Source organism: Pseudomonas sp. B21-054 (genome assembly GCF_026016345.1).
In the GTDB taxonomy this organism is placed as follows: Bacteria; Pseudomonadota; Gammaproteobacteria; order Pseudomonadales; family Pseudomonadaceae; genus Aquipseudomonas.
In genome coordinates, this window is record NZ_CP087204.1 from 562,761 (window position 1) to 584,159 (window position 21,399).

The following is a 21,399-nucleotide window of genomic DNA, read 5'->3' on the forward strand; positions in this document are numbered from 1 at the left end:
GCTGCGAACCCCTGACGTTCGACGCGCTTCAAGGTAAACTCGTCGCCCTTCGCAGGAGCCGCCATGAATTATCGCCACGCCTTCCACGCCGGCAATCACGCCGACGTGTTCAAACACCTGACCTTGACCCGCCTCATCGCCCTGATGTCGCGCAAGGAGCAGCCCTTCGCCTACCTCGATACCCATGCGGGCATCGGGCTGTACGACTTGCAGGGCGACCAGGCCAATCGTACCGGTGAATACCTGGAAGGCATCGCGCGGTTGTGGGGCCAGGAGGATCTGCCGCCGCTGACCGCCGATTACATGAAGGTGCTGCACGAAATGAACCCGGATGGGCAACTGCGCTACTACCCGGGGTCACCGGAGCTGGCGCGGCGCCTGACCCGGCCGCAGGACCGGGTGTTACTCAACGAAAAACACCCCGAAGATGGCGTGCTGCTCAAGGACAACATGAAAGGCGACCGTCGCGTGACCGTGCACCTGGGTGAAGGCTGGCACGTGCCCCGGGCGCTGCTGCCAGTGGCCGAGAAACGTGGCTTGATGCTGATCGATCCGCCGTTCGAGCAGCTCGATGAGATGCAGCGTTGCGCCGCCTCCCTCAAGGACGCCATTGGCCGGATGCGCCAGACGGTGGCCGCGATCTGGTACCCGGTGAAGGACCAGCGGATGCTGCGCCGGTTCTACCAGGACCTGGCCGGTACGGGGGCGCCGAAATTGTTGCGGGTGGAATTGCTGGTGCATCCGCTGGCCACGCCCAACAGCCTGAACGGCTCCGGCCTGGCGATTGCCAATCCGCCGTGGGGGCTGGAAGAAGAGTTGCGTGAGCTGCTGCCGTGGCTGTCGAAAAAGCTGGGGCAGACCCAGGGCGGGTGGCAGATGGACTGGTTGATCGCTGAGTGATGTTTTGCTGGTGTCCGCAAGGGCGCTATCGCGAGCAAGCTCGCTCCCACATTGGTCTGGGGTGCAACAACATTTGTGTATGCCTCCGGACCTGTGGGAGCGAGCTTGCTCGCGATGACGGCGGCACATTCAACATCACCGCCCCAGGCCCACCGATATCGCGAACAGGCTTTTAGTCAGATCGGGCACGTCACGCCGGTCCCGCCAATCCCGCAATAGCCTTCCGGGTTCTTCGCCAGGTACTGCTGGTGATAAGTCTCTGCGAAGTAAAACGTCGGTGCTTCTTCGATTTCGGTGGTGATGGTGCCTTTGCCGGCCTTGGTCAACTCATCCTGGAAGACTTGCTTGCTGTGTTCGGCCGCCGCCAGTTGGGCCGGGGTGGTGGCATAGATCACCGAACGGTACTGGGTGCCGATGTCGTTCCCCTGGCGCATGCCCTGGGTCGGGTTGTGCAGTTCCCAGAACATCTTCAGAAGCTGTTCGTAGCTGACTTTCGCTGGCTCGTAGACCACCAGCACCACTTCGCTGTGGCCGGTAAGGCCCGAGCAGACCTCTTCGTACGTCGGGTTCGGCGTGAAACCACCGGCGTAACCCACCGCGGTACTGACCACGCCTTCGCGCTGCCAGAACTTGCGTTCCGCGCCCCAGAAGCAGCCGAGGCCGAAGATCGCGAAATCCACGTCCATGGCAAACGGGCCCAGCAGGGGCGCGTCGAGGACGAAGTGTTTGTCCGGCACGGTCATCGGGGTTTCACGGCCAGGCAGGGCTTGTTCTTGAGTAGGGAGCACGTTTTTATTCACCAGGATTTCCGAGCGCAAGACCATTATCAGTCCTCTCAGTCAGATTGAATTGAGCGAAATAGACCGTCAGTGTGCCTCAGAAAAGCCGCCGCAAGCTACACGCAGCTGTCAGACCAGAGGCCCGCGCGGGTAGCGCTTGAGCTTTTCGATCAGCTCCGCGCCGGGGATCGGACGGTCGAACAGGTAGCCCTGGCCGACATCGCAGCGGTGACGGCGCAGGAACGCCAGTTGCTGGGAGGTTTCGATGCCTTCGGCCACGACCTTGAGTTTCAGGTTGTGGGCCATGGCGATCACCGCGGAGGTGATTTCCATGTCGTCCTGGTTGTCCGGGATCTCGTGGATGAAGCTGCGATCAATCTTGATGATGTCGATCGGGAATTTTTTCAGGTAGCTCAGCGATGAGTAACCCGTGCCGAAGTCGTCCATGGCCAGGGTCAGGCCCAGGCGCTTGAGCTGGTCGAGCTGCAAGTGGGTGTCTTCAGTGGCTTCCAGCAGCAGGCCTTCGGTCAGTTCCAGCTCCAGCAGGCGGGCCGGCAGCTGTTCCTCCTTGAGGATGCTGGCGATGGAAGCGACTAGGTCCGGGTCGGAGAACTGCTTGGGCGACAGGTTGATCGCCACTTGCAGATTGCCCAGGCCGGCGGCGGTCAACTGCTTGCTCATGCGGCAAGCCTGACGGGCGATCCATTTGCCGATGGGGATGATCAGGCCGGTTTCTTCGGCCACGCTGATGAACTGATCCGGGCGGATCATGCCCTTTTCGGGATGATTCCAGCGCAACAATGCTTCCATGCCCAGCAAGCGGCCGCTGCGCAGGCACAGCTTGGGTTGGTAGAACACGTCCAGTTCATTCTGGGTCAGGGCGCGGCGCAGGTTGTTTTCCACGAACAGCTTGTAGCTGGCTTCGGCGTTCAGCGCCTCGGTGAAGACCTGGACCTGGTGCTTGCCGTTGGCCTTGGCCTTGTGCAGGGCGAGCCCGGCGTTGCGCATCAGGGTCTGGGGATCGCGGCCATGCAGCGGCGCGCAGGCAAGGCCCACGGAGCCGGTCACGCTGATCAGTTGGTTATCGACGAACATCGGTTTGTCGAGTGTCATCAGCAACTGGCTGGCGACCTGTTGCCCGGCTTCCAGGTCGGTGTCGTCCAGCAGCACGGCGAATTCATTACTGGCGAACCGCGCCAGGCTACCGCTGGGGCTCAGGCTGTTGCGCAGGCGCCGGGCCAGGCTGATCAGCAGTTTGTCGCCGGTCTGGTGACCGAGGCTGTCGTTGATGCGCTTGAAGTTGTCGATGTCCACCAACAGCAGGCTGATGGGCGAGTCGCTGTCCCGGGCGAAGCGTTCATCGAGGTTGCGGATGAACGCCGGGCGGTTGCCCAGGTTGGTCAGATTGTCGGTGTAGGCCAGGCGCTCGATGCGCTGCTGGGCCAGTTTGGTCTGGGTGATGTCTTCGTAGATGCCGATGTAGTGGGTCAGTTCGCGATTGTCGCCGTAGACCTTGGAAATCGACAACTGGCCCCAGTAGGGTTCCAGGTTTTTGCGTCGGCTTTTGAATTCGCCTTGCCAGCTGTTGCTCTGGGCCAGCGCCGAGGGCGCGTCGAACAGCAGCTCGCTGAGGTTCTCCAGGGCCGGCAGCTCTGACAGGCGCTGGCCGTGCACTTCTTCGGTGGAATATTGGGTGATGGCGGTGAAGCTCGGATTGACGTATTCCACCACGCCGTCGCAATTGACCAGCAGGAACGCGTTGGCGCTCTGCTCCACGGCGCGCTGGAACAGGTGCAGGGCACTGGTGGCGGTGCGTCGGTTGTGGTTGTTGATGACCTGGGCGAACTGGTCGGCCAGTTCACCGGCAAAGGCGATTTCGTCCGATTGCCAGGCGCGGGTGGCGCCCACCTGTTCCAGGCACAGTACGCCGACCACCTGGCCGTCGATACGAATGCTGGCGTCAAGGATGGCGTTGACGTTGCGGGCGCGCAGGTTCTCGGCCATTTCCCGGGTGCGTGGGTCGCGCATCGCGTTGTGGGCGTCGATGGCACGGCAGGTCTGCAACGCTTCCATGTAATCAGGAAATTCGTTGGCGTCGATCACGTCCGGCAGAAAGTATTCCTGGGTGACGCGGTTGAAGGCCGAAATCGGCACCAGCTTGCCGTCTGTCAGGTCCCAGATGCTGGCGCAGTCGATCTGGTAGATATCGCAGGCGCTGCGGGTGATGAGTTCGGCGGCTTCGTGCAGCGAATTGCTGGCGCTGTAGCGCTGACGGCTCAGCAGCAGAATCAGGTCTTGTTGGGCGCGCACCCGGTCCAGATGCTGGAGCTGCTCTTGCTGGGCCCGCTGGTTCAATTCCAGGGCGATTTGCAGGCGCGAGTTCTGGGTTTCCAGGTCCAAGGCCGGTATCGACGGTTCGCTTTGCAGCAAGCTGTCCACCACCAGCAGGAAACCGCGCAGCAGATGGCGATTGTGCTGCTTGTAGGCTTCACCCGTTTCCAACAGGTTCATGGGCCCTTTGGTGGTATGGAGCGTATAGCGGATCTGGTAATGGGAGGACTGGGCCAGTTGCTGCTGGATGGCGTCATGCAGTTGATAGCGCGCCTCGGGCTCCATCAGGCTGGCATAGGGCGCGCTGACCAGCGAGCACAGCTCTACTGCCGGCAGGCCGAAGTAACGTTCGCAATTGGGGTCGAGGAACAATAGCGCCCAGCTCGCTTCATTCAGCCGTTCGAAACGCAGCATGCCGAGCCGCGAGGGCACCGGCAACTGCGTCACTACCTCGGCCGCCATACGGCTGGCGGCATCGGGTTGGCTTTTCATGAGGAAACTCGCTTCGAAAATGCTGATCGCGCCGGGCTGACGCCCTTGTAATTACGGATTGCCGCAAGGTTGCATCATTGCGGCACTGGCTGACAAGAGAGATGAAGGCCAAGTGCTATAAACCTTTTATCGGCCGACAGGGGGATTTCTACAGTTGCCAGCCGATCAGAGGACACGGGTGGTTATACCACCCGTCAGCGCAACGGGATATCGACGGCTTGCAGTGCGCTGCCGTCACGGTCGTAAAAGGTGACCTGAACGCTCTGCGCCGTGACATACAGACGGGCGAAGTTGTCCTGGCTGACCACTTTGCTGGTCAGTGCGTAGTGATATTCAGCGGTTTCCGTCCGGGCCATGGGTGGGTCGAAAATAAAATCCGAGGCTTTTGCGAAAGGCAGCAGTTTGCTGTTGTAGAACGGCGAGGACACCACGGTATTGACTTCAAAATCAGGATCCTGGCTGTGATGCAGGCAACTGGTCATGGAACCGTGAACGTCACCGGACACGAAAATCACGTTCTTGATCCCATGGCGGCGAATGGTTTCCAGCAAACGCAGGCGTTGTTTCGGGAAGGCCTGCCAAGCGTCACCGTCGTTGCGTTTGCTGTCAGGGAAGAACATGACGCTGGTGACGACGAATTTGACCCGGGCGGGGCTGTTGACGAGCCATTCGAGCAGGGACTGTTCCTGTTCCTCATCGAGGATGCGCCGATCGTCCGCCGCCAGGTTGCGTTGCGTCCGGCTGTCGGTGACGAACCATTCGATATCGCTGTTGGCAAATAGATACCAGTACCGCTTTAGCGATTTATTTAATGTCCCGTCGCTTGAAAGTTCATGAGCGGGCCCATGACTGGCCTGATAAAGCGCATAAGCATTCATGGCATTTGCATACAAGATCTCATCGTTGCCGTTTTTATTGGCTGGCCAGTTATCCTCGATTTCATGGTCGTCGAGGATCATATAGGTCGGTGTCCCGGACATTAACTTTTGGATATGCGGCTGGGCAAAAACGGTGCGGTACTTAAAAAGAATGTCCTTATAGTTTCGGTCCGGAGCGACAGCATTCAGGTCGTCGAGATAAACCTGGTCGCCGGCCATCACGACAGCGCTGATCGGCGGGCTGGCCTGTTCCACAATACGATTGATGCCGGCGAAGGTACGGTCCCCGAGTCCGGGTAGCAACGGGACGCCACGAGTGACTCGCAGATAACGGCAAGAGCCCACGATGTAAGCGTGTGGTGTACCCGGTTTGCTGGCCGGCGTGCGCAAACAGTAGGTTTTCCTGGGCCATTGCAGCGGCAGCTCCTGAATGGTTTCCACGGTATGGGTCGGACTCAAGGGGCTGAGCCAGCCGGCCTGATATTCATAGGCGGTGTCAGGTTGAAGGTCTTTCAAGACGATGACATCGGACATGTCGCGGTAGGCTTTCAATTGAACAAAATGCCCTTTCGACCAGACTGTATCGCCCAGGCGCCGATGGCGAATACCGGCGAATACCAAGTTGTTATCGTAATCGCCCCGCAGGAATATACGTGCGTGATCCGTTGTTGTATGGCCGACAATAGGGCCGACGGTAGGTTTTAACATATTCGAATCCATTCGAAATTCAGTGTTTTTTTTAGAAAGTTCAGAGGCAAGTCGTTAGTTGAATTGGTGGTCTGATGCTAAAGCGCGGCGCATCATAAATATTGATCGGGGAGGGGGCGGAAGTTGTAGGTGATGACCACTAGAGGATGTAGTCATTTATGCGGGAGGAGGTAGGAAAGTTATTGGCCCGTTCCAAACGTCGACCTTTATTTCAGGCAAAAAAAGCCCCGCCAAACGGGCGGGGTTGAGGTACGAGCGTGGCGCTCGGAAAACGGTGCTTCGAACGGCCCTTCGCGAGGAAGGGCCGTCCGGTGTTACAGCAGGATGGTGCGGATGTCGCCCAGCAGGTCGCTCAGACGCTTGGTGAAGCGTGCGGCGGCGGCGCCGTTGATTACACGGTGATCGTAGGACAACGACAGCGGCAGCATCAGCTTCGGCTGGAAGGCTTTGCCGTCCCAGACAGGCTGGATGGTGGCCTTGGAAACACCCAGGATCGCCACTTCCGGCGCGTTGACGATCGGCGTGAAGCCGGTGCCGCCAATGTGGCCGAGGCTGGAGATGGTGAAGCAGGCGCCTTGCATGTCGTCGGCGGTGAGCTTCTTGTTCCGGGCTTTTTCGGCCAGGGCAGCGGCTTCGGCAGCCAGTTGCAAGAGGCTCTTCTGGTCGACGTTGCGGATGACCGGCACCAGCAGGCCTTCCGGGGTGTCGACGGCAAAGCCGATGTGCACGTATTTCTTGCGGATCACAGCCTTGCCGCTTGGGGCCAGGGAGCTGTTGAAGTCCGGCAGTTCCTTGAGCAGGTGCGCACAGGCCTTGAGCAGCAGCGGCAGCACGGTCAGCTTCACGCCGGCCTTTTCTGCCACGGCTTTCTGCGCAACACGGAAGGCTTCCAGCTCGGTGATGTCGGCCTGGTCGAACTGAGTCACGTGGGGAATGTTCAGCCAGCTGCGATGCAGGCTCGATGCGCCGATTTGCATCAGGCGAGTCATCGCCACTTCTTCGGTTTCGCCGAAGCGGCTGAAGTCCACCGCCGGAATCGGCGGGATACCCGCGCCGCCGGTGGCGCCTTCGGCCGGTGCATTCTTGGCCTTCTGCATCATGGCCTTGACGTAGGCTTGCACGTCTTCCTTGAGCACACGACCGTGCGGGCCGCTTGGGCCAACGGCCGACAGCTCGACGCCAAATTCACGGGCCAGCTGACGCACCGCAGGGCCGGCGTGCACCTTGGCACCGCTTGGCGCAGGCGCTGCTGCCTGGGCTGGCGCCTCGGCCTTGGCGGCCGGTGCGGCGGCAGCTGGAGCTGGAGCCGGAGCAGCTTCGGTCTTGGCAGCAGGCGCTGCGGCCTGGGCTGGCGCGGCCGGTGCGGCGGCACCGGCTACTTTCAGCTTCAGGATCAGGTCACCGGTGCCCACTTCGTCTTCCAGCTTGATCTCGACGCTTTCCACCACACCGGCGGCCGGCGACGGGATTTCCATGCTGGCTTTGTCGGATTCCAGGGTGATCAGCGACTGGTCGGCTTCGACGGTGTCGCCGGCCTTGACCAGTACTTCGATGATCTTGGCCTTGCCCGACGAACCGATGTCCGGGACATAAATGTCCTGGACCGTGGCAGCCGCAGGCGCAGCAGCCGGGGCGGGAGCCGCCTCGGCAGCGGGTGCAGCGGCAGGCTTTTCAGCCGCCGCCGGGGCCGCTGCAGGCGCGGCCGCCTCAGGTGCCGCAGCGGCGCCCTCGACTTCCAGCTCCAGCAGTTCGTCGCCTTCTTTCAGGCGATCGCCCAGCTTCACTTTCAGGCTCTTGATCACACCGGCCTTCGGCGCAGGCACTTCCATGCTGGCCTTGTCCGATTCAAGCGTCAGGATGCTCTGGTCGGCTTCGATGCGGTCGCCGACTTTCACAAACAGTTCAATGACTTCACCTTCACCGCTGCCGATGTCAGGTACGCGAATGAGTTCGCTCACGAAAATTCTCCTCAGCAGTCCAGTGGGTTGCGTTTTTCTGGATCGATGCCGAACTTGGCGATGGCCTCGGCCACTACCTTAGGTTCGATATCGCCACGATCAGCCAGGGCTTCCAGGGCTGCCAACACAACGAACTTACGGTCGACTTCGAAGAAGTGACGCAGCTTCTTGCGGCTGTCGCTACGGCCGAAACCGTCGGTGCCCAGCACCTTGAATTCCTTGGAAGGAACCCACTGGCGGATCTGCTCGGCGAACAGCTTCATGTAGTCGGTAGAGGCGATGACCGGACCTTTGCGGCCGTTCAGGCACTCTTCGACGTAGCTCAGCTTAGGCTTCTGGCCCGGGTGCAGACGGTTGCTGCGTTCCACGGCCAGGCCATCGCGACGCAGTTCGTTGAAGCTGGTGACGCTCCAGACGTCGGCGCCGACGTTGAATTCTTCACGCAGGATCTTCGCGGCTTCACGCACTTCACGCAGGATGGTGCCGGAGCCCATCAGTTGGACGTGGTGCGCCGCTTCACGGGTGTCTTCCTCGAGCAGGTACATACCCTTGACGATGCCCGCTTCCACGCCGGCCGGCATGGCTGGCTGCTGGTAGGACTCGTTCATCACGGTGATGTAGTAGAAGACGTCCTGTTGCTCTTCGGTCATCTTCTTCATGCCGTCCTGGATGATCACCGCCAGCTCGTAGCCGTAGGTTGGATCATAGGTGCGGCAGTTCGGGATGGTCCCGGCCAGCATGTGGCTGTGGCCGTCTTCGTGCTGCAGGCCTTCACCGTTCAGGGTAGTCCGGCCCGCGGTACCGCCGATCAGGAAGCCACGGGTACGGCTGTCGCCGGCGGCCCAGGCCAGGTCGCCGATACGCTGGAAGCCGAACATCGAGTAGAAGATGTAGAACGGCAGCATCGGCTGGTTGTGGCTGGAGTACGAAGTACCGGCGGCAATGAAGGAGCTCATGGCGCCCGCTTCGTTGATGCCTTCTTCGAGGATCTGGCCCTTCTTGTCTTCGCGGTAGAACATCACCTGGTCTTTATCGACTGGCTCGTAGAGCTGGCCGACGGACGAGTAGATGCCCAACTGACGGAACATGCCTTCCATACCGAAGGTACGGGCTTCGTCCGGGATGATCGGGACGATGCGCTGGCCGACTTCCTTGTCCTTGACCAGCTGCGCGAGGATCCGCACAAAGGCCATGGTGGTGGAAATTTCACGGTCGCCCGAACCGTCGAGGATCGCCTTGAGGGTCTCCAGTGGCGGCGTCGGGAGGCTGAAGCTCTTGGCGCGGCGCTGCGGTACGAAACCGCCCAGTGCGGCACGACGCTCGGCCAGGTAACGGGCTTCGGCGCTGCCTTCTTCGGGCTTGAAGAACGGCAGGTTTTCCAGCTCGCTGTCCTTGACCGGAATGTCGAAGCGGTCGCGGAACAACTTCAGGCTGTCGACATCGACTTTCTTGGTGTTGTGCGCAGTGTTCTTCGCTTCGCCCGCACCGGTGCCATAACCCTTGATGGTCTTGGCCAGGATGACGGTCGGCTGTTCTTTGTGATTGACTGCCTGGTGGTACGCCGCATAGACCTTGTACGGGTCGTGGCCGCCACGGTTGAGCTTCCAGATCTCGTCGTCGGACAGGTCGGCAACCATCGCCTTGAGTTCAGGCGAGTTGAAGAAGTGCTCGCGAACGAACGCACCGTCCTTGGCCTTGTAGTTCTGGTACTCGCCGTCGATGACTTCGTCCATGCGGCGCTGCAGGATGCCGTCGACGTCTTTTGCCAGCAGTGGGTCCCAGAAACGGCCCCAGATGACTTTGTTGACGTTCCACTGGGCGCCACGGAACACGCCTTCGAGTTCCTGGATGATCTTGGCGTTGCCGCGAACCGGGCCGTCGAGGCGCTGCAGGTTGCAGTTGATGACGAAGATCAGGTTGTCCAGCTTCTCGCGGCCGGCCAGGGAAATAGCGCCCAGGGATTCCGGCTCGTCGCACTCGCCGTCGCCCATGAAGCACCAGACTTTCTGCTTGCCGGCCGGGATGAAGCCGCGGGCTTCCAAGTACTTCATGAAGCGCGCCTGGTAGATCGCCTGGATCGGGCCCAGGCCCATGGACACGGTCGGGAACTGCCAGAAGTCCGGCATCAGCCAAGGGTGCGGGTACGAGGACAGGCCGTTGCCGTCCACTTCCTGGCGGAAGTTGTTCATCTGGTCTTCGGTGATGCGGCCTTCCATGAACGCACGGGCGTAGACGCCTGGCGATGCGTGACCCTGGAAGTAGATCAGGTCGCCGCCGTGTTCGTCGGTCGGGGCCTGGAAGAAGTAGTTGAAGCCGATGTCATACAGCGTCGCGCTGGAGGCGAAGCTGGAGATGTGACCGCCCAGGTCAGAATCTTTCAGGTTGGTACGCATGACCATGGCCAACGCGTTCCAACGGACCAGCGAGCGAATGCGGCGTTCCATGAACAGGTCGCCAGGCATGCGTGCTTCGTGGGTCACAGGGATCGTGTTGCGGTATGGCGTAGTGATGGCGTAGGGCAGTTGCGAACCGCTGCGGGTTGCGAGTTCGCCCATACGGGTCATCAGATAATGAGCACGGTCTTCGCCTTCTTTGTCGAGAACCGATTCCAGGGCGTCCAGCCATTCCTGGGTTTCGACGGGATCGAGGTCTTGCATGGCTTGCTCCAGGGCGGAAAGGCTACCAGAATCGGTTGCCTGAGTTTGCGACTGGCCTTGTGGGCAGACGATATAAATTCTTGGATTGCCGAAGGGTTGTTTCGGCGGCGTGTAGTTTTACTACAAATCGTCGGCCGTTTCAGCCTTTCGAATGTATAGACGAGTAGTAAAACTACACATGAGCGACTCGTGGCCCCTCGTTTCGTTGTGAGAATAATCGTTACTGTTGGTCTTTAGCCAACTCGAACAGGTAAAAACTTGATGCAGGCTGCCAATAAAATCAGATTTTCAGCTATTTATCATCTTTGTTCGACAGTCGATCAGGTAGTGTTCTTTGAAAAAACACTACATCCAGCTTCTCCCGCGCCGATCAAGGATAGACCATGAGCCTGCCCTCGCTTGCCCCAATACCGGAAATGGTACCGGCCATTCTCCAGTCATTGGTCAACCGTGCCGAGCAGTCGTTCCGTGCGGCGGTCGCCTCACTGGACGACGACCACGGGTTGTCCGCCTGGACGTCTGAGCGCTGGGATGAGTTCAAGCGCATTGCCGCCGCCAGTGATTTTGTCATCGAGCAGAGTGTCCGCGACCCGGCAATGCTGCTGGAGCTGGTACGCAGCGGCGAACTGGACCGCAGCCTGGCGCCCGGTGAAATGCGCGCGCAGATTGCCGCCGCCGTGCAGGCCGCTGAAACCGAAGACGAACTGGGCCGCGTCCTGCGCCGCCAGCGTACCCGCCAGCAGGTACGGATCATCTGGCGCGACCTGACACGCCGGGCCGATCTGGTCCAGACCTGTCGCGACCTCTCGGACATGGCCGACACCTGCATCGACCAGGCCTATCAATGGCTCTACCAGCGCCTCGTCCAGCAGTTCGGCACGCCAACAGGCCGGCGCAGTGGCGAGGTGCAGCACATGGTCATCCTGGGCATGGGCAAGCTCGGTGCGGTGGAGCTGAACCTGTCGTCGGACATCGACCTGATCTTCGCCTACCCCGAGGGCGGCGAAACCGTCGGTGCGAAGCGTCCCCTGGATAACCAGGAGTTTTTCATTCGCGTTGGCCAACGCCTGATCAAGGCCCTGGACCCGATGACTGTCGACGGTTTCGTGTTCCGCGTCGACATGCGCCTGCGCCCCTACGGTTCGGCGGGTGCGCTGGTGCTGAGCTTCAACGCGTTGGAACAGTATTACCAGGACCAGGGCCGCGACTGGGAACGCTACGCCATGATCAAGGCGCGAGTGGTGGCGGGTGACCAGGTGGCTGGCGCGCAATTGCTCGACATGCTGCGCCCGTTCGTTTATCGCCGTTACCTGGACTTCTCTGCCATCGAAGCGTTGCGCACCATGAAACAGCTGATCCAGCAGGAGGTCCGGCGCAAGGGCATGGCCGACAACATCAAGCTGGGCTCGGGCGGTATTCGCGAGGTGGAGTTCATTGCCCAGGCGTTCCAACTGATCCACGGCGGGCGCGACTTGAGTTTGCAGCAACGGCCGCTGCTCAAAGTGCTGGGCACCCTGGAAGGCCAGGGCTATCTGCCGGCCAAGGTGATCGACGAGTTGCGCCAGGGCTACGAATTCCTGCGCTACACCGAACATGCGATCCAGGCGATCGCCGACCGTCAGACCCAGATGCTGCCGGACAGCCCGCAGGACCAGGCGCGCATTGCGTTCATGCTGGGCTTTGCCGACTGGCCGGCCTTCCATGAACAATTGATGTACTGGCGCGGACGGGTTGCCTGGCATTTCGGCCAGGTCATCGCGGACCCGGATGAAGACGAGGGCAGCGAAAGCGAAGTGGCAGTGGGCGGCGAGTGGTTGCCATTGTGGGAGGACAGCCAGGATGAAGAGGCCGCGTGTCGTCAGCTGCAAGAGGGCGGTTTCGCCGACGCACCCAAGGCGCTGAAAGCCTTGGCCGTTTTGCGCGGCAGTCCGCAGTTGCGCGCCATGCAGCGTCTGGGGCGCGAGCGTCTGGATGCGTTTATTCCGCGTCTGCTGGCTCAGGCGGTGGAACATGCCAATCCCGACCTGGTGCTTGAGCGGGTGCTGCCGCTGGTGGAAGCGGTGGCCCGTCGCTCGGCCTATCTGGTGTTGCTGACGGAAAACCCCGGCGCCCTGCGGCGCTTGCTGACGCTGTGCGCGGCGAGCCCGTGGATCGCCGAGCAGATCACACGTTTTCCGCTGTTACTCGATGAATTGCTCAATGAAGGCCGCCTGTTCAAGCCGCCCTTGGCGCCGGAACTGGCGGCTGAGTTGCGTGAGCGCCTGACGCGCATTCCTGAGGATGACCTTGAGCAGCAGATGGAAGCGCTGCGGCATTTCAAACTGGCGCATCGCCTGCGGGTGGCGGCCTCGGAAATCGCCGGCAGCCTGCCGCTGATGAAAGTCAGCGACTACCTGACCTGGCTGGCCGAGGCCATCCTCGAACAAGTCCTGGCCCTGGCCTGGCGCCAGACGGTGGCCAAGCATGGTGTGCCGCTGCGCACCGATGGCAGCTTGTGCGATCCGGGCTTCATTATTGTCGGCTATGGGAAAGTCGGCGGCCTGGAATTGGGGCATGGTTCCGACCTGGACCTGGTGTTCATCCACGACGGCGACCCCCTGGCGGAAACCGATGGGCCGAAACCTATCGACGGCGCGCAGTTCTTCACTCGGCTTGGCCAGCGGATCATTCACTTGCTGACTGCCCAGACCAACTCCGGGCAGTTGTATGAAGTGGACATGCGTCTGCGGCCGTCCGGGGCATCAGGGTTATTGGTCAGTTCCCTCGGGGCGTTTGCCCGTTATCAGGAGAACGAGGCCTGGACCTGGGAGCATCAGGCGTTGGTGCGGGCCCGGGTGCTGGTGGGCAGCCAGGATGTGGGCCAGGCGTTCGAGAAAGTCCGCGCCCAGGTGCTGGGGCGCCAGCGTGATTTGCCGACGCTGCGCCAGGAGGTCAGTGAAATGCGCGCCAAGATGCGCGATAACCTGGGCAGCAAGGCCACCGCCGCCGGGACCGCGGCAAATGCCTTCGAGGCCACGGCGCCCTTCGACCTCAAGCAGGATGCCGGAGGTATCGTCGATATTGAATTTATGGTGCAATACGCGGCCCTGGCGTGGTCCGAGGAACACCCATCGCTGCTGCGCTACACCGATAACATCCGCATCCTGGAAGGGTTGCAGGAAGTCGGGTTGATGCCGGCGGAAGACGCCACCCTGTTGCGCGAGGCCTATAAAGCCTACCGCTCCGCCGCTCACCGCCAGGCCTTGCAGAAAGATGCCGGGGTGATTGCAGGCGACCAGTTCGTGGATGAGCGTCAACAGGTGCTGCGGATTTGGCGGGAGTTGGGGCTGAGCTGAAGCTTTAAATGTGGGAGCGGGCTTGCTCGCGATGGCGGTGTGTCAGGTGACATTGATGTTGAATGTGCTGGCCTCCTCGCGAGCAAGCTCGCCCCCACAGTGGATTTGTAGTGCTGCACGGTACTTGAAACCTATGCGGGACCCTGTGGGAGCGAGCTTGCTCGCGATAGCGGAATGTCAGGCAGCATGGATGTTGAATGTTATGGCCCTATCGCGAGCAAGCTCGCCCCCACAGTTGTAGATTGAAGGCAACAGGTAACGACCTAAGCCACAGTGATTCTCGAGGCGGGGAGGCGTAGGCCTCCCCGTATCGTTTTTGGAAGCCACATGAATATTCTGATCGTTGGGCCCAGTTGGGTCGGTGACATGGTGATGGCGCAGACACTGTTCCAGTGTCTGAAACAGCGCCATCCACAGTGCGAAATCGATGTCCTGGCTCCAGAGTGGAGCCGGCCGATCCTTGAGCGCATGCCCGAGGTGCGCAAGGCCCTGAGCTTCCCGCTCGGCCACGGCGTGTTGGAGCTGGCGACCCGTCGGCGCATTGGTAAATCCCTCGCTGGCCAATACGACCAGGCGATCCTGCTGCCCAATTCCTTGAAATCGGCGCTGGTGCCGTTCTTCGCCGGTATTCCCAAGCGCACCGGCTGGCGTGGCGAGTTTCGCTACGGCCTGCTCAACGACGTGCGCACGTTGGACAAAGACCGTTATCCGCTGATGATCGAGCGCTTCATGGCCCTGGCCTACGAGCCGGGTGCCGAGTTGCCCAAGCCGTATCCGCGCCCGAACCTGCAGATCGATCCGGTCACCCGGGAAGCGGCGCTGGTCAAGTTCGGCCTGAGTCTGGATCGTCCGGTACTGGCCCTGTGTCCGGGCGCAGAGTTTGGCGAGTCCAAGCGCTGGCCGGCGGAGCATTACGCACAGGTCGCCGAGGCAAAGATTCGCGACGGCTGGCAAGTCTGGCTGTTCGGTTCGAAAAACGATCACTCGGTGGGCGAAGACATCCGCTCGCGGCTGATCCCGGGCCTTCGGGAAGAGTCGGTGAACCTCAGCGGCGATACGTCCCTGGCCGAGGCCATCGACCTGCTGTCCTGCGCCGATTCGGTGGTGTCCAACGACTCCGGCCTGATGCACGTGGCCGCCGCCTTGAACCGTCCATTGGTGGCGGTCTACGGCTCCACGTCGCCGGGCTTCACGCCGCCGCTGGCCGACAAGGTCGAGGTCGTGCGCCTGGGCATCGAGTGCAGCCCATGCTTCGACCGTACCTGCCGCTTCGGTCATTACAACTGCCTGCGCCAACTCATGCCGCCGTCGGTTAACGAGGCCTTGGACCGTTTGCAGGGCACACCCGTGGAGGTTCAGTAACTTGCGGGTATTGCTGATCAAGACCTCTTCGCTGGGGGATGTGATTCACGCCCTGCCCGCGCTGACTGACGCGGCGCGGGCGATTCCTGGCATTAAGTTCGATTGGGTCGTGGAAGAAGGCTTCGCCGAAATTCCCACCTGGCACCCGGCCGTGGGCAAGATTATCCCGGTGGCGATCCGGCGCTGGCGCAAGAACCTCTGGCAGACCATCAAGAGCGGCGAATGGCGACGCTTCAAGCAGAGCGTGCGCGCGCAAAAGTACGACCTGGTCATTGATGCCCAGGGCCTGTTGAAAAGTGCCTGGCTGACCCGTTACGTCAAGGCCCCGGTGGCTGGCCTGGATAAGGATTCGGCCCGGGAGCCCTTGGCGGCGCGTTTCTATTCCCGGCGCCTGGCGGTGGCCCGTGGTCAGCATGCGGTCGAGCGCGTGCGCCAGTTGTTCGCCCTGGCGCTGGGCTATGACTTGCCGCAAACCCAGGGCAGCTATGGCCTCGACATCGACCGACTGGTGGAATTGCCACGCCCTTATCCCTACGTGGTGTTCCTGCATGGCACGACCTGGGAGTCCAAGCACTGGCCCGAACTCTATTGGCGCCAGCTCACCGAGCGCATGGGGCAGTTCGGCGTGGTGGTAAAACTGCCGTGGGGCAACCCAGCCGAGAAGGCTCGGGCCGAACGCATTGCCAGCGGGTTACGCAATGCCCTGGTACTGCCGAAGCTGAATCTGGGGGGAATGGGCAAGATCCTCGCCGGCGCCCAGGCTTGCGTGGCCGTGGACACGGGGCTCGGTCACCTGGCCGCGGCCTTGGACGTGCCGACGATTTCGCTGCTCGGTCCGACGAATCCGGTGCTGACGGGAGCCTACGGCAAAGGCCAGGTACACCTCGCCAGCGATTTTCCCTGTGCACCCTGCATGCAAAAGCAGTGCACTTACCCGCCGACCGCCGAAGATGCCCGTCGGTTTGACCTGAAACGCGAGCAGCCCCTGTGCTTCACGCGTCTGAACCCCGAGCGTGTTGCCAGCCACCTGAGCACGTTATTGGCTGAGGAGCCGCGCTGATGCAATTGGCTTTTGTCCTTTACAAGTATTTCCCCTTTGGCGGCCTGCAGCGTGACTTCATGCGCATCGCCCTGGAGTGCCAGCAGCGCGGTCACCAGATCCGTGTCTACACGCTGATCTGGGAAGGTGACGTGCCGCCCGGCTTCGAAGTGCTGGTCGCGCCGGTCAAGGCGCTGTTCAACCATCGCCGCAACGAGAAACTCAGTGCATGGATGGAAGCCGACCTGGCCAAGCGCCCGGTGGATCGCTTGATCGGCTTCAACAAAATGCCCGGCCTGGACGTGTACTACGCCGCCGACGGCTGCTTCGAAGACAAGGCACAGAACCTGCGTAATTCGCTGTATCGGCGTTGGGGCCGCTACCGGCACTTCGCCGAGTACGAGCGGGCGGTGTTCGCCAAGGACGCCAAGACCGAGGTGCTGATGATCTCCGAAGTCCAGCAGCCGCTGTTCATCAAGCACTACGACACGCCGCTGGAGCGCTTCCACCTGTTGCCTCCCGGCATCGCCCAGGACCGTCGTCGGCCCGCCGATGCCGACCAGATCCGCGCCGCGTTCCGTGCCGAATTCGAGCTGGCCGACGAGGACCTGCTGCTGGTCCAGATCGGTTCCGGGTTCAAGACCAAGGGCGTGGATCGCAGCCTCAAGGCTTTGGCCGCGTTGCCAGCCGAGTTGCGAAAACGCACCCGACTATTTGTAATTGGCCAGGACGACCCCAAGGTATTCCAACTGCAGAGTGCCGCGCTGGGTCTGGGCGACAACGTACAGTTCCTCAAGGGCCGCAGCGACATCCCGCGTTTCCTGCTGGGGGCCGACTTGTTGATCCATCCGGCCTACAACGAGAACACCGGCACCGTGCTGCTCGAGGCGCTGGTGGCCGGGTTGCCGGTGCTGGTCAGCGCAGTGTGCGGGTACGCCCATTACATCGCCGAGGCCGACAGCGGCCTGGTGCTCGACGAGCCGTTCGAACAGGCACAGCTCACCGAGTACCTGGGACGCATGTTGAGCGACGCCGACGCACGGGCGGCTTGGAGCCGCAACGGTCTGGCCTTCGCCGAGACGGCCGACCTCTACAGCATGCCGCAGCACGCGGCCGATGTGATATTGGCGGAGCACGCATAATGAAGTTGATGCTGGCCGAACCGTTCAAGAGCCTTTGGGCCGGGCGCGATGCGTTCGCCGAAGTCGAGGCGCTCAAGGGCGAGGTCTATCGCGAACTGGAAGCCCGGCGCACCTTGCGCACGGAGGTGGACGGTCGCGGCTTTTTCGTGAAGATCCATCGCGGCATCGGTTGGGGGGAAATTTTCAAGAACCTGCTGACCGCCAAGCTACCGGTACTGGGCGCGGGACAGGAATGGAAGGCTATCCAGCGCTTGCAGGAAGTTGGCGTGCCGACCATGACAGCCGTCGCGTATGGCGAAAAGGGCAGCAATCCGGCGGACCAGCACTCCTTCATCGTCACCGAAGAACTGGCGCCGACCGTCAGCCTCGAAGACTTCAGCATCGATTGGGTCAAGCAACCACCGCCGCCGGCGCTCAAGCATGCCCTGATCGCCGAAGTCGCCCGCATGACCGGGATGATGCACCGTGCCGGCGTCAACCATCGTGACTGCTACATCTGCCACTTTTTGCTGCACACTGACAAACCGGTGACACCGGGGGATTTCAAGCTTTCGGTGATCGACCTGCACCGCGCCCAGACCCGTCCGGCCATCACCACTCGCTGGCGCAACAAAGACTTGGCCGCGTTGTATTTCTCGGCGTTGGACATCGGCCTGACTCGCCGCGACAAGCTGCGTTTCCTCAAGGGCTACTTCCAGCAGCCGCTGCGCCGGATCCTCGCCGAAGAGGCTTCGTTGCTGAGCTGGCTCGAAGGCAAGGCCAGCAAACTGTATGCCCGCAAACAGCGGTATGGGGATGCGCTCTGATGTCGGGCTGGACACTGGAACCGGCCTACGCCGGGCTGGCGCAAGATTTCGGAAGCCTCGAGGCCGTGTTCGCCCTCCAAGGCGAGCGTCTGACGCGGGACCCGCTCTCAGAGGTGATCCGGGTGCAGCGCAACGGCGTGAATTATTACGTCAAGCGCTATGTCGGGGCCGGCAAAGGCTTGCGGCGCTACCTGGGCAAGCCACGGGTCAAGTCCGAATGGCAAAACCTCAAGCGCTTCGCCAAATGGGGAATTCCCACGGCTGAAATCGTTGCCTGGGGCCTGGAGCGAAACGGCGCCGCCTATGCCCGTGGCGCGATGATTACCCGCGAACTGCCTCACACCGAAGACCTCTCGGCCCTGGCTGATCGCCATGATTCGAGGTTGGCGGACCGGGGCTGGGTCGACGGGGTGAGCCGGCAACTGGCCGCTTACACCCGGACCATGCATGAGCACCGCTTCACTCATAACGATCTGAAGTGGCGCAACCTGCTGATCGATGACCAATCGAAGCTGTTCCTGATCGACTGCCCGAACGGTGATTTCTGGCGCGGTTTCTGGCTCAAGTACCGCATCACCAAAGACCTGGCGTGCCTGGATAAAGTGGCCAAGTACCACTTGTCGGCCACCCAACGCCTGCGTTTTTACCTGCAATACCGTCAGCGCGACCGGCTCGATGCGTGTGACAAGAAGCGCATCCGTCACGTGGTGAGATTTTTCGAGGGGCGTGAATGACTGATTTTCTGGCCGCTGAAGACCGGGCGTTGTTGCAACGCCATGGCCTGGACAGCTTCGAGGCCCTTTGGGCGCGGCAATTGGACGCGGTGGATGAGCCCAATACCTTGGGCGACGGCTGGAGCAGCGTGTTTCGGCTGGAGCTGGAAGGGCAGGGTTATTACCTCAAGCGCCAGAGTAATTACCTGACCCGAACCTGGTCCCACCCTTTGGGCGAGCCGAGTTTTTCCCGGGAGTTTCGCAACATCAGTCGGTACCGTCAGTTGGGGATTCCGGCCCTGCAAGCGGTGTTTTATGGTCAGCGCAAAGTGGATGGCGAGGTGCGGGCCATCCTGCTGACTCGTGCCCTGGATGGTTGGGATGACCTGGATTCGCTGGTGCAACGCTGGCCCATCCTGACCGCGGCGCAACGCACCACCATCCTGAACGCCTGTGGTCAGTTGGCGAGGCGCCTGCATGCCAAGCATCAGGTGCACGGTTGCTTCTACCCCAAGCACATCTTTCTGCAAGCCACCGATGGCGGCTATCAAGCGCAATTGATCGACCTGGAAAAGACTCGGCCGTTGCTGTTTGGCCAGCGAGATCGGATCAAGGACCTGGAGCCTTTGCTGCGCCGCGCCTCGATCTGGAGTCACGACGATGTGCGCCAATTGCTGTCCTCCTATCTGGACCAACCACTCGAGAGTGGTCTGGTCGACAGTTGGATGAACCGCCTGACCGCCCGGCGCAGCCATAAGGAAGCCCGTTGATGTACTTGTCCGAATTGAAGAACGTCGGCCGCAGCCCCGGCCTGCCCTTGAGCCTGGAACTGGCCGATGCCGCCGGCCCGGCGCAGTTACAGCTGCTTTCGCTGTTGCGGGTGTTGCCGGGGCAGCGTTACGTCGGTGCGGGCATCTGGCGCGGGCGGCCGGTATTGGCCAAATTGTTGGTGGGCAGCAAGGCCGCCCGGCATTTTCAGCGGGAGTTGCAAGGCGTGCGCCTGCTGGCGGACCAAGGCCTGACCACGCCGCTGTTGCTGGCTGATGGCCTGAAAGAAGGTGAGGGTGGCTGGTTGTTGTTCGAATTGCTCGAAGGCGTCGAGAGCCTGGGGGATGCCTGGAAACAGGTCGAGCATCTGCCATTGCTGGCCGACGAGCAAACCGCAGTGCTGGCCGAAGCCCTGGGTGCCATCGCGCAATTACATGGCAAAGGCCTGTGGCAAGAAGACCTGCACTTGGACAATCTGCTGCGCCATGACGGCAAGCTCTATTTGATCGACGGCGCCGGCATTCGCGCCGAAACCCCGGGCCAGCCGTTGTCACGGCAAAAGGTCTTGGAGAACCTGGGGGTGTTTTTCGCCCAGTTGCCCAAATCCCTCGAACCGTTCAATGAAGAACTGTTGGTGTATTACCTGTTGGGCAACGCTGAACACGCGTTGCCCATGGAGGCGCTGCAAAAACAGATCGACAAGGTCCACGCCTGGCGCCTGAAGGACTTCCTGGAAAAGGTTGGGCGCGAGTGCAGCCTGTTCAGCGTGCGGCGTGGGGCATTCGGCCTGCGGGCGATCCGGCGTGATGAAGAGGTGGCCATGACGCCGGTGCTGGAACAGGCGGATGCCTTGCTTGACCGGGGGCACCTGTACAAGACCGGTGGTGCGGCGAGCGTTGGCAAAGTCGAAGTGGACGGCCGTCCCCTGGTGATCAAGCGCTACAACATCAAGAATTTCGCCCACTGGCTCAAGCGCTTCTGGCGCCCGAGCCGTGCCTGGCATTCCTGGCGCGAAGGCCACCGCCTGGCCTTCCTCGGCATCGCCACGCCCAAGCCGCTGGCATTGCTGGAAAAGCGTTTCCTGTGGTTGCGTCGCGGTGCGTACCTGGTGACTGAATACCTGCCTGGGCCCGACATCATCGAACGCTTCGGCCCCTACATGGAAAGCGGTGATGCCCCTGAGCCCGAATTGCTGGCGCTGGACCGACTGTTCGCCGACCTGATCCGTGAGCGCATCAGCCACGGCGATTTCAAGGGCCACAACCTGTTCTGGCAACACGACCGCTGGGCACTGATTGACCTGGATTCCATGTGCCAGCACCGCACCCACGCCAGCTTCGCTCCGGCTTACGCCCGTGATCGCGCGCGGTTCATGCGTAATTGGCCGGAGGGCAGTGCGTTGTATCGGGTGATTGATCAACGGGTGCCGAAAACAGTCGATAGCGCCCCGTAGAGTCCTGTGGCAAGGGAGCGGTGCTTTGCCTTCCCCGTTAACACCGGACAGCGGTCCGCCACTCACCGCTAGAGGCTT

Annotated in this window: 14 protein-coding genes; 9 read left to right on the forward strand and 5 right to left on the reverse strand. The window is 61.4% G+C overall.

The genetic code is table 11. The features are described from left to right. Positions 1-63: 63 nt before the first annotated feature. A complete protein-coding gene (locus LOY70_RS02475) occupies positions 64-900 on the forward strand; it encodes a 23S rRNA (adenine(2030)-N(6))-methyltransferase RlmJ (protein WP_265033010.1) in 837 nt (278 codons plus the stop codon). Between the two features lie 176 nt (positions 901-1,076). Here the strand turns inward: LOY70_RS02475 and msrA are convergent, their stop codons facing one another. From msrA to aceE, 5 genes are all read right to left on the reverse strand, one after another. Next, positions 1,077-1,724: a peptide-methionine (S)-S-oxide reductase MsrA gene (msrA, locus tag LOY70_RS02480; RefSeq protein WP_265033012.1), complete on the reverse strand. Its 648-nt coding sequence runs from the start codon at positions 1,722-1,724 to the stop codon at positions 1,077-1,079. Between the two features lie 84 nt (positions 1,725-1,808). After that, positions 1,809-4,502: a putative bifunctional diguanylate cyclase/phosphodiesterase gene (locus tag LOY70_RS02485; RefSeq protein ID WP_265033014.1), complete on the reverse strand. Its 2,694-nt coding sequence runs from the start codon at positions 4,500-4,502 to the stop codon at positions 1,809-1,811. 194 nt (positions 4,503-4,696) lie between these two features. Next, on the reverse strand, positions 4,697-6,088 hold the full coding sequence (locus LOY70_RS02490; RefSeq protein ID WP_265033015.1) for an alkaline phosphatase D family protein: 1,392 nt from the start codon (positions 6,086-6,088) through the stop codon (positions 4,697-4,699). 314 nt (positions 6,089-6,402) lie between these two features. Then, positions 6,403-8,046, reverse strand: coding sequence for a dihydrolipoyllysine-residue acetyltransferase (gene aceF, locus LOY70_RS02495; protein WP_265033017.1), 1,644 nt, complete (start codon positions 8,044-8,046; stop codon positions 6,403-6,405). A gap of 11 nt (positions 8,047-8,057) precedes the next feature. Next, a complete protein-coding gene (gene aceE / locus LOY70_RS02500) occupies positions 8,058-10,703 on the reverse strand; it encodes a pyruvate dehydrogenase (acetyl-transferring), homodimeric type (RefSeq protein ID WP_265033019.1) in 2,646 nt (881 codons plus the stop codon). A gap of 383 nt (positions 10,704-11,086) precedes the next feature. Between aceE and glnE the strand changes: the two genes are divergently transcribed. The 8 genes from glnE (at position 11,087) to LOY70_RS02540 (ending at position 21,321) form a co-directional block, all read left to right on the forward strand. Next, a complete protein-coding gene (gene glnE / locus LOY70_RS02505) occupies positions 11,087-14,038 on the forward strand; it encodes a bifunctional [glutamate--ammonia ligase]-adenylyl-L-tyrosine phosphorylase/[glutamate--ammonia-ligase] adenylyltransferase (protein WP_265033021.1) in 2,952 nt (983 codons plus the stop codon). Between the two features lie 327 nt (positions 14,039-14,365). Continuing rightward, positions 14,366-15,400, forward strand: coding sequence for a lipopolysaccharide heptosyltransferase II (waaF, locus tag LOY70_RS02510; RefSeq protein WP_265033022.1), 1,035 nt, complete (start codon positions 14,366-14,368; stop codon positions 15,398-15,400). Between the two features lies 1 nt (position 15,401). Next, positions 15,402-16,460 (forward strand): lipopolysaccharide heptosyltransferase I, encoded by a 1,059-nt coding sequence (waaC, locus tag LOY70_RS02515; RefSeq protein WP_265033024.1) that lies wholly within the window; start codon positions 15,402-15,404, stop codon positions 16,458-16,460. Beyond that, positions 16,460-17,581 carry a glycosyltransferase family 4 protein gene (locus LOY70_RS02520; protein ID WP_265033026.1) on the forward strand — a complete coding sequence of 374 codons (1,122 nt, stop codon included), beginning with the start codon at positions 16,460-16,462 and terminating at the stop codon, positions 17,579-17,581. The genes waaC and LOY70_RS02520 overlap by 1 nt, the downstream gene beginning before the upstream one ends. Beyond that, positions 17,581-18,387 carry a lipopolysaccharide core heptose(I) kinase RfaP gene (gene rfaP / locus LOY70_RS02525; RefSeq protein WP_265033028.1) on the forward strand — a complete coding sequence of 269 codons (807 nt, stop codon included), beginning with the start codon at positions 17,581-17,583 and terminating at the stop codon, positions 18,385-18,387. The genes LOY70_RS02520 and rfaP overlap by 1 nt, the downstream gene beginning before the upstream one ends. Beyond that, positions 18,387-19,121, forward strand: a complete 735-nt coding sequence (locus LOY70_RS02530; protein ID WP_265033030.1) for a lipopolysaccharide kinase InaA family protein — start codon at positions 18,387-18,389, stop codon at positions 19,119-19,121. The genes rfaP and LOY70_RS02530 overlap by 1 nt, the downstream gene beginning before the upstream one ends. Further along, positions 19,118-19,870: a lipopolysaccharide kinase InaA family protein gene (locus tag LOY70_RS02535; RefSeq protein ID WP_123415035.1), complete on the forward strand. Its 753-nt coding sequence runs from the start codon at positions 19,118-19,120 to the stop codon at positions 19,868-19,870. Before LOY70_RS02530 ends, LOY70_RS02535 begins: the two co-directional genes overlap by 4 nt. Next, positions 19,870-21,321, forward strand: a complete 1,452-nt coding sequence (locus LOY70_RS02540; RefSeq protein WP_265033033.1) for a lipopolysaccharide kinase InaA family protein — start codon at positions 19,870-19,872, stop codon at positions 21,319-21,321. The genes LOY70_RS02535 and LOY70_RS02540 overlap by 1 nt, the downstream gene beginning before the upstream one ends. The last annotated feature ends 78 nt before the right edge of the window (positions 21,322-21,399 follow it).

Coding starts and splice junctions, on each gene's coding strand:
- LOY70_RS02475 (WP_265033010.1), top strand. CDS start 64: ATGAATTATCGCCACGCCTTCCACGCCGGCAATCACGCCGACGTGTTC.
- msrA (WP_265033012.1), bottom strand. CDS start 1,724: ATGGTCTTGCGCTCGGAAATCCTGGTGAATAAAAACGTGCTCCCTACT.
- LOY70_RS02485 (WP_265033014.1), bottom strand. CDS start 4,502: ATGAAAAGCCAACCCGATGCCGCCAGCCGTATGGCGGCCGAGGTAGTG.
- LOY70_RS02490 (WP_265033015.1), bottom strand. CDS start 6,088: ATGTTAAAACCTACCGTCGGCCCTATTGTCGGCCATACAACAACGGAT.
- aceE (WP_265033019.1), bottom strand. CDS start 10,703: ATGCAAGACCTCGATCCCGTCGAAACCCAGGAATGGCTGGACGCCCTG.
- glnE (WP_265033021.1), top strand. CDS start 11,087: ATGAGCCTGCCCTCGCTTGCCCCAATACCGGAAATGGTACCGGCCATT.
- waaF (WP_265033022.1), top strand. CDS start 14,366: ATGAATATTCTGATCGTTGGGCCCAGTTGGGTCGGTGACATGGTGATG.
- LOY70_RS02520 (WP_265033026.1), top strand. CDS start 16,460: ATGCAATTGGCTTTTGTCCTTTACAAGTATTTCCCCTTTGGCGGCCTG.
- rfaP (WP_265033028.1), top strand. CDS start 17,581: ATGAAGTTGATGCTGGCCGAACCGTTCAAGAGCCTTTGGGCCGGGCGC.
- LOY70_RS02530 (WP_265033030.1), top strand. CDS start 18,387: ATGTCGGGCTGGACACTGGAACCGGCCTACGCCGGGCTGGCGCAAGAT.
- LOY70_RS02535 (WP_123415035.1), top strand. CDS start 19,118: ATGACTGATTTTCTGGCCGCTGAAGACCGGGCGTTGTTGCAACGCCAT.
- LOY70_RS02540 (WP_265033033.1), top strand. CDS start 19,870: ATGTACTTGTCCGAATTGAAGAACGTCGGCCGCAGCCCCGGCCTGCCC.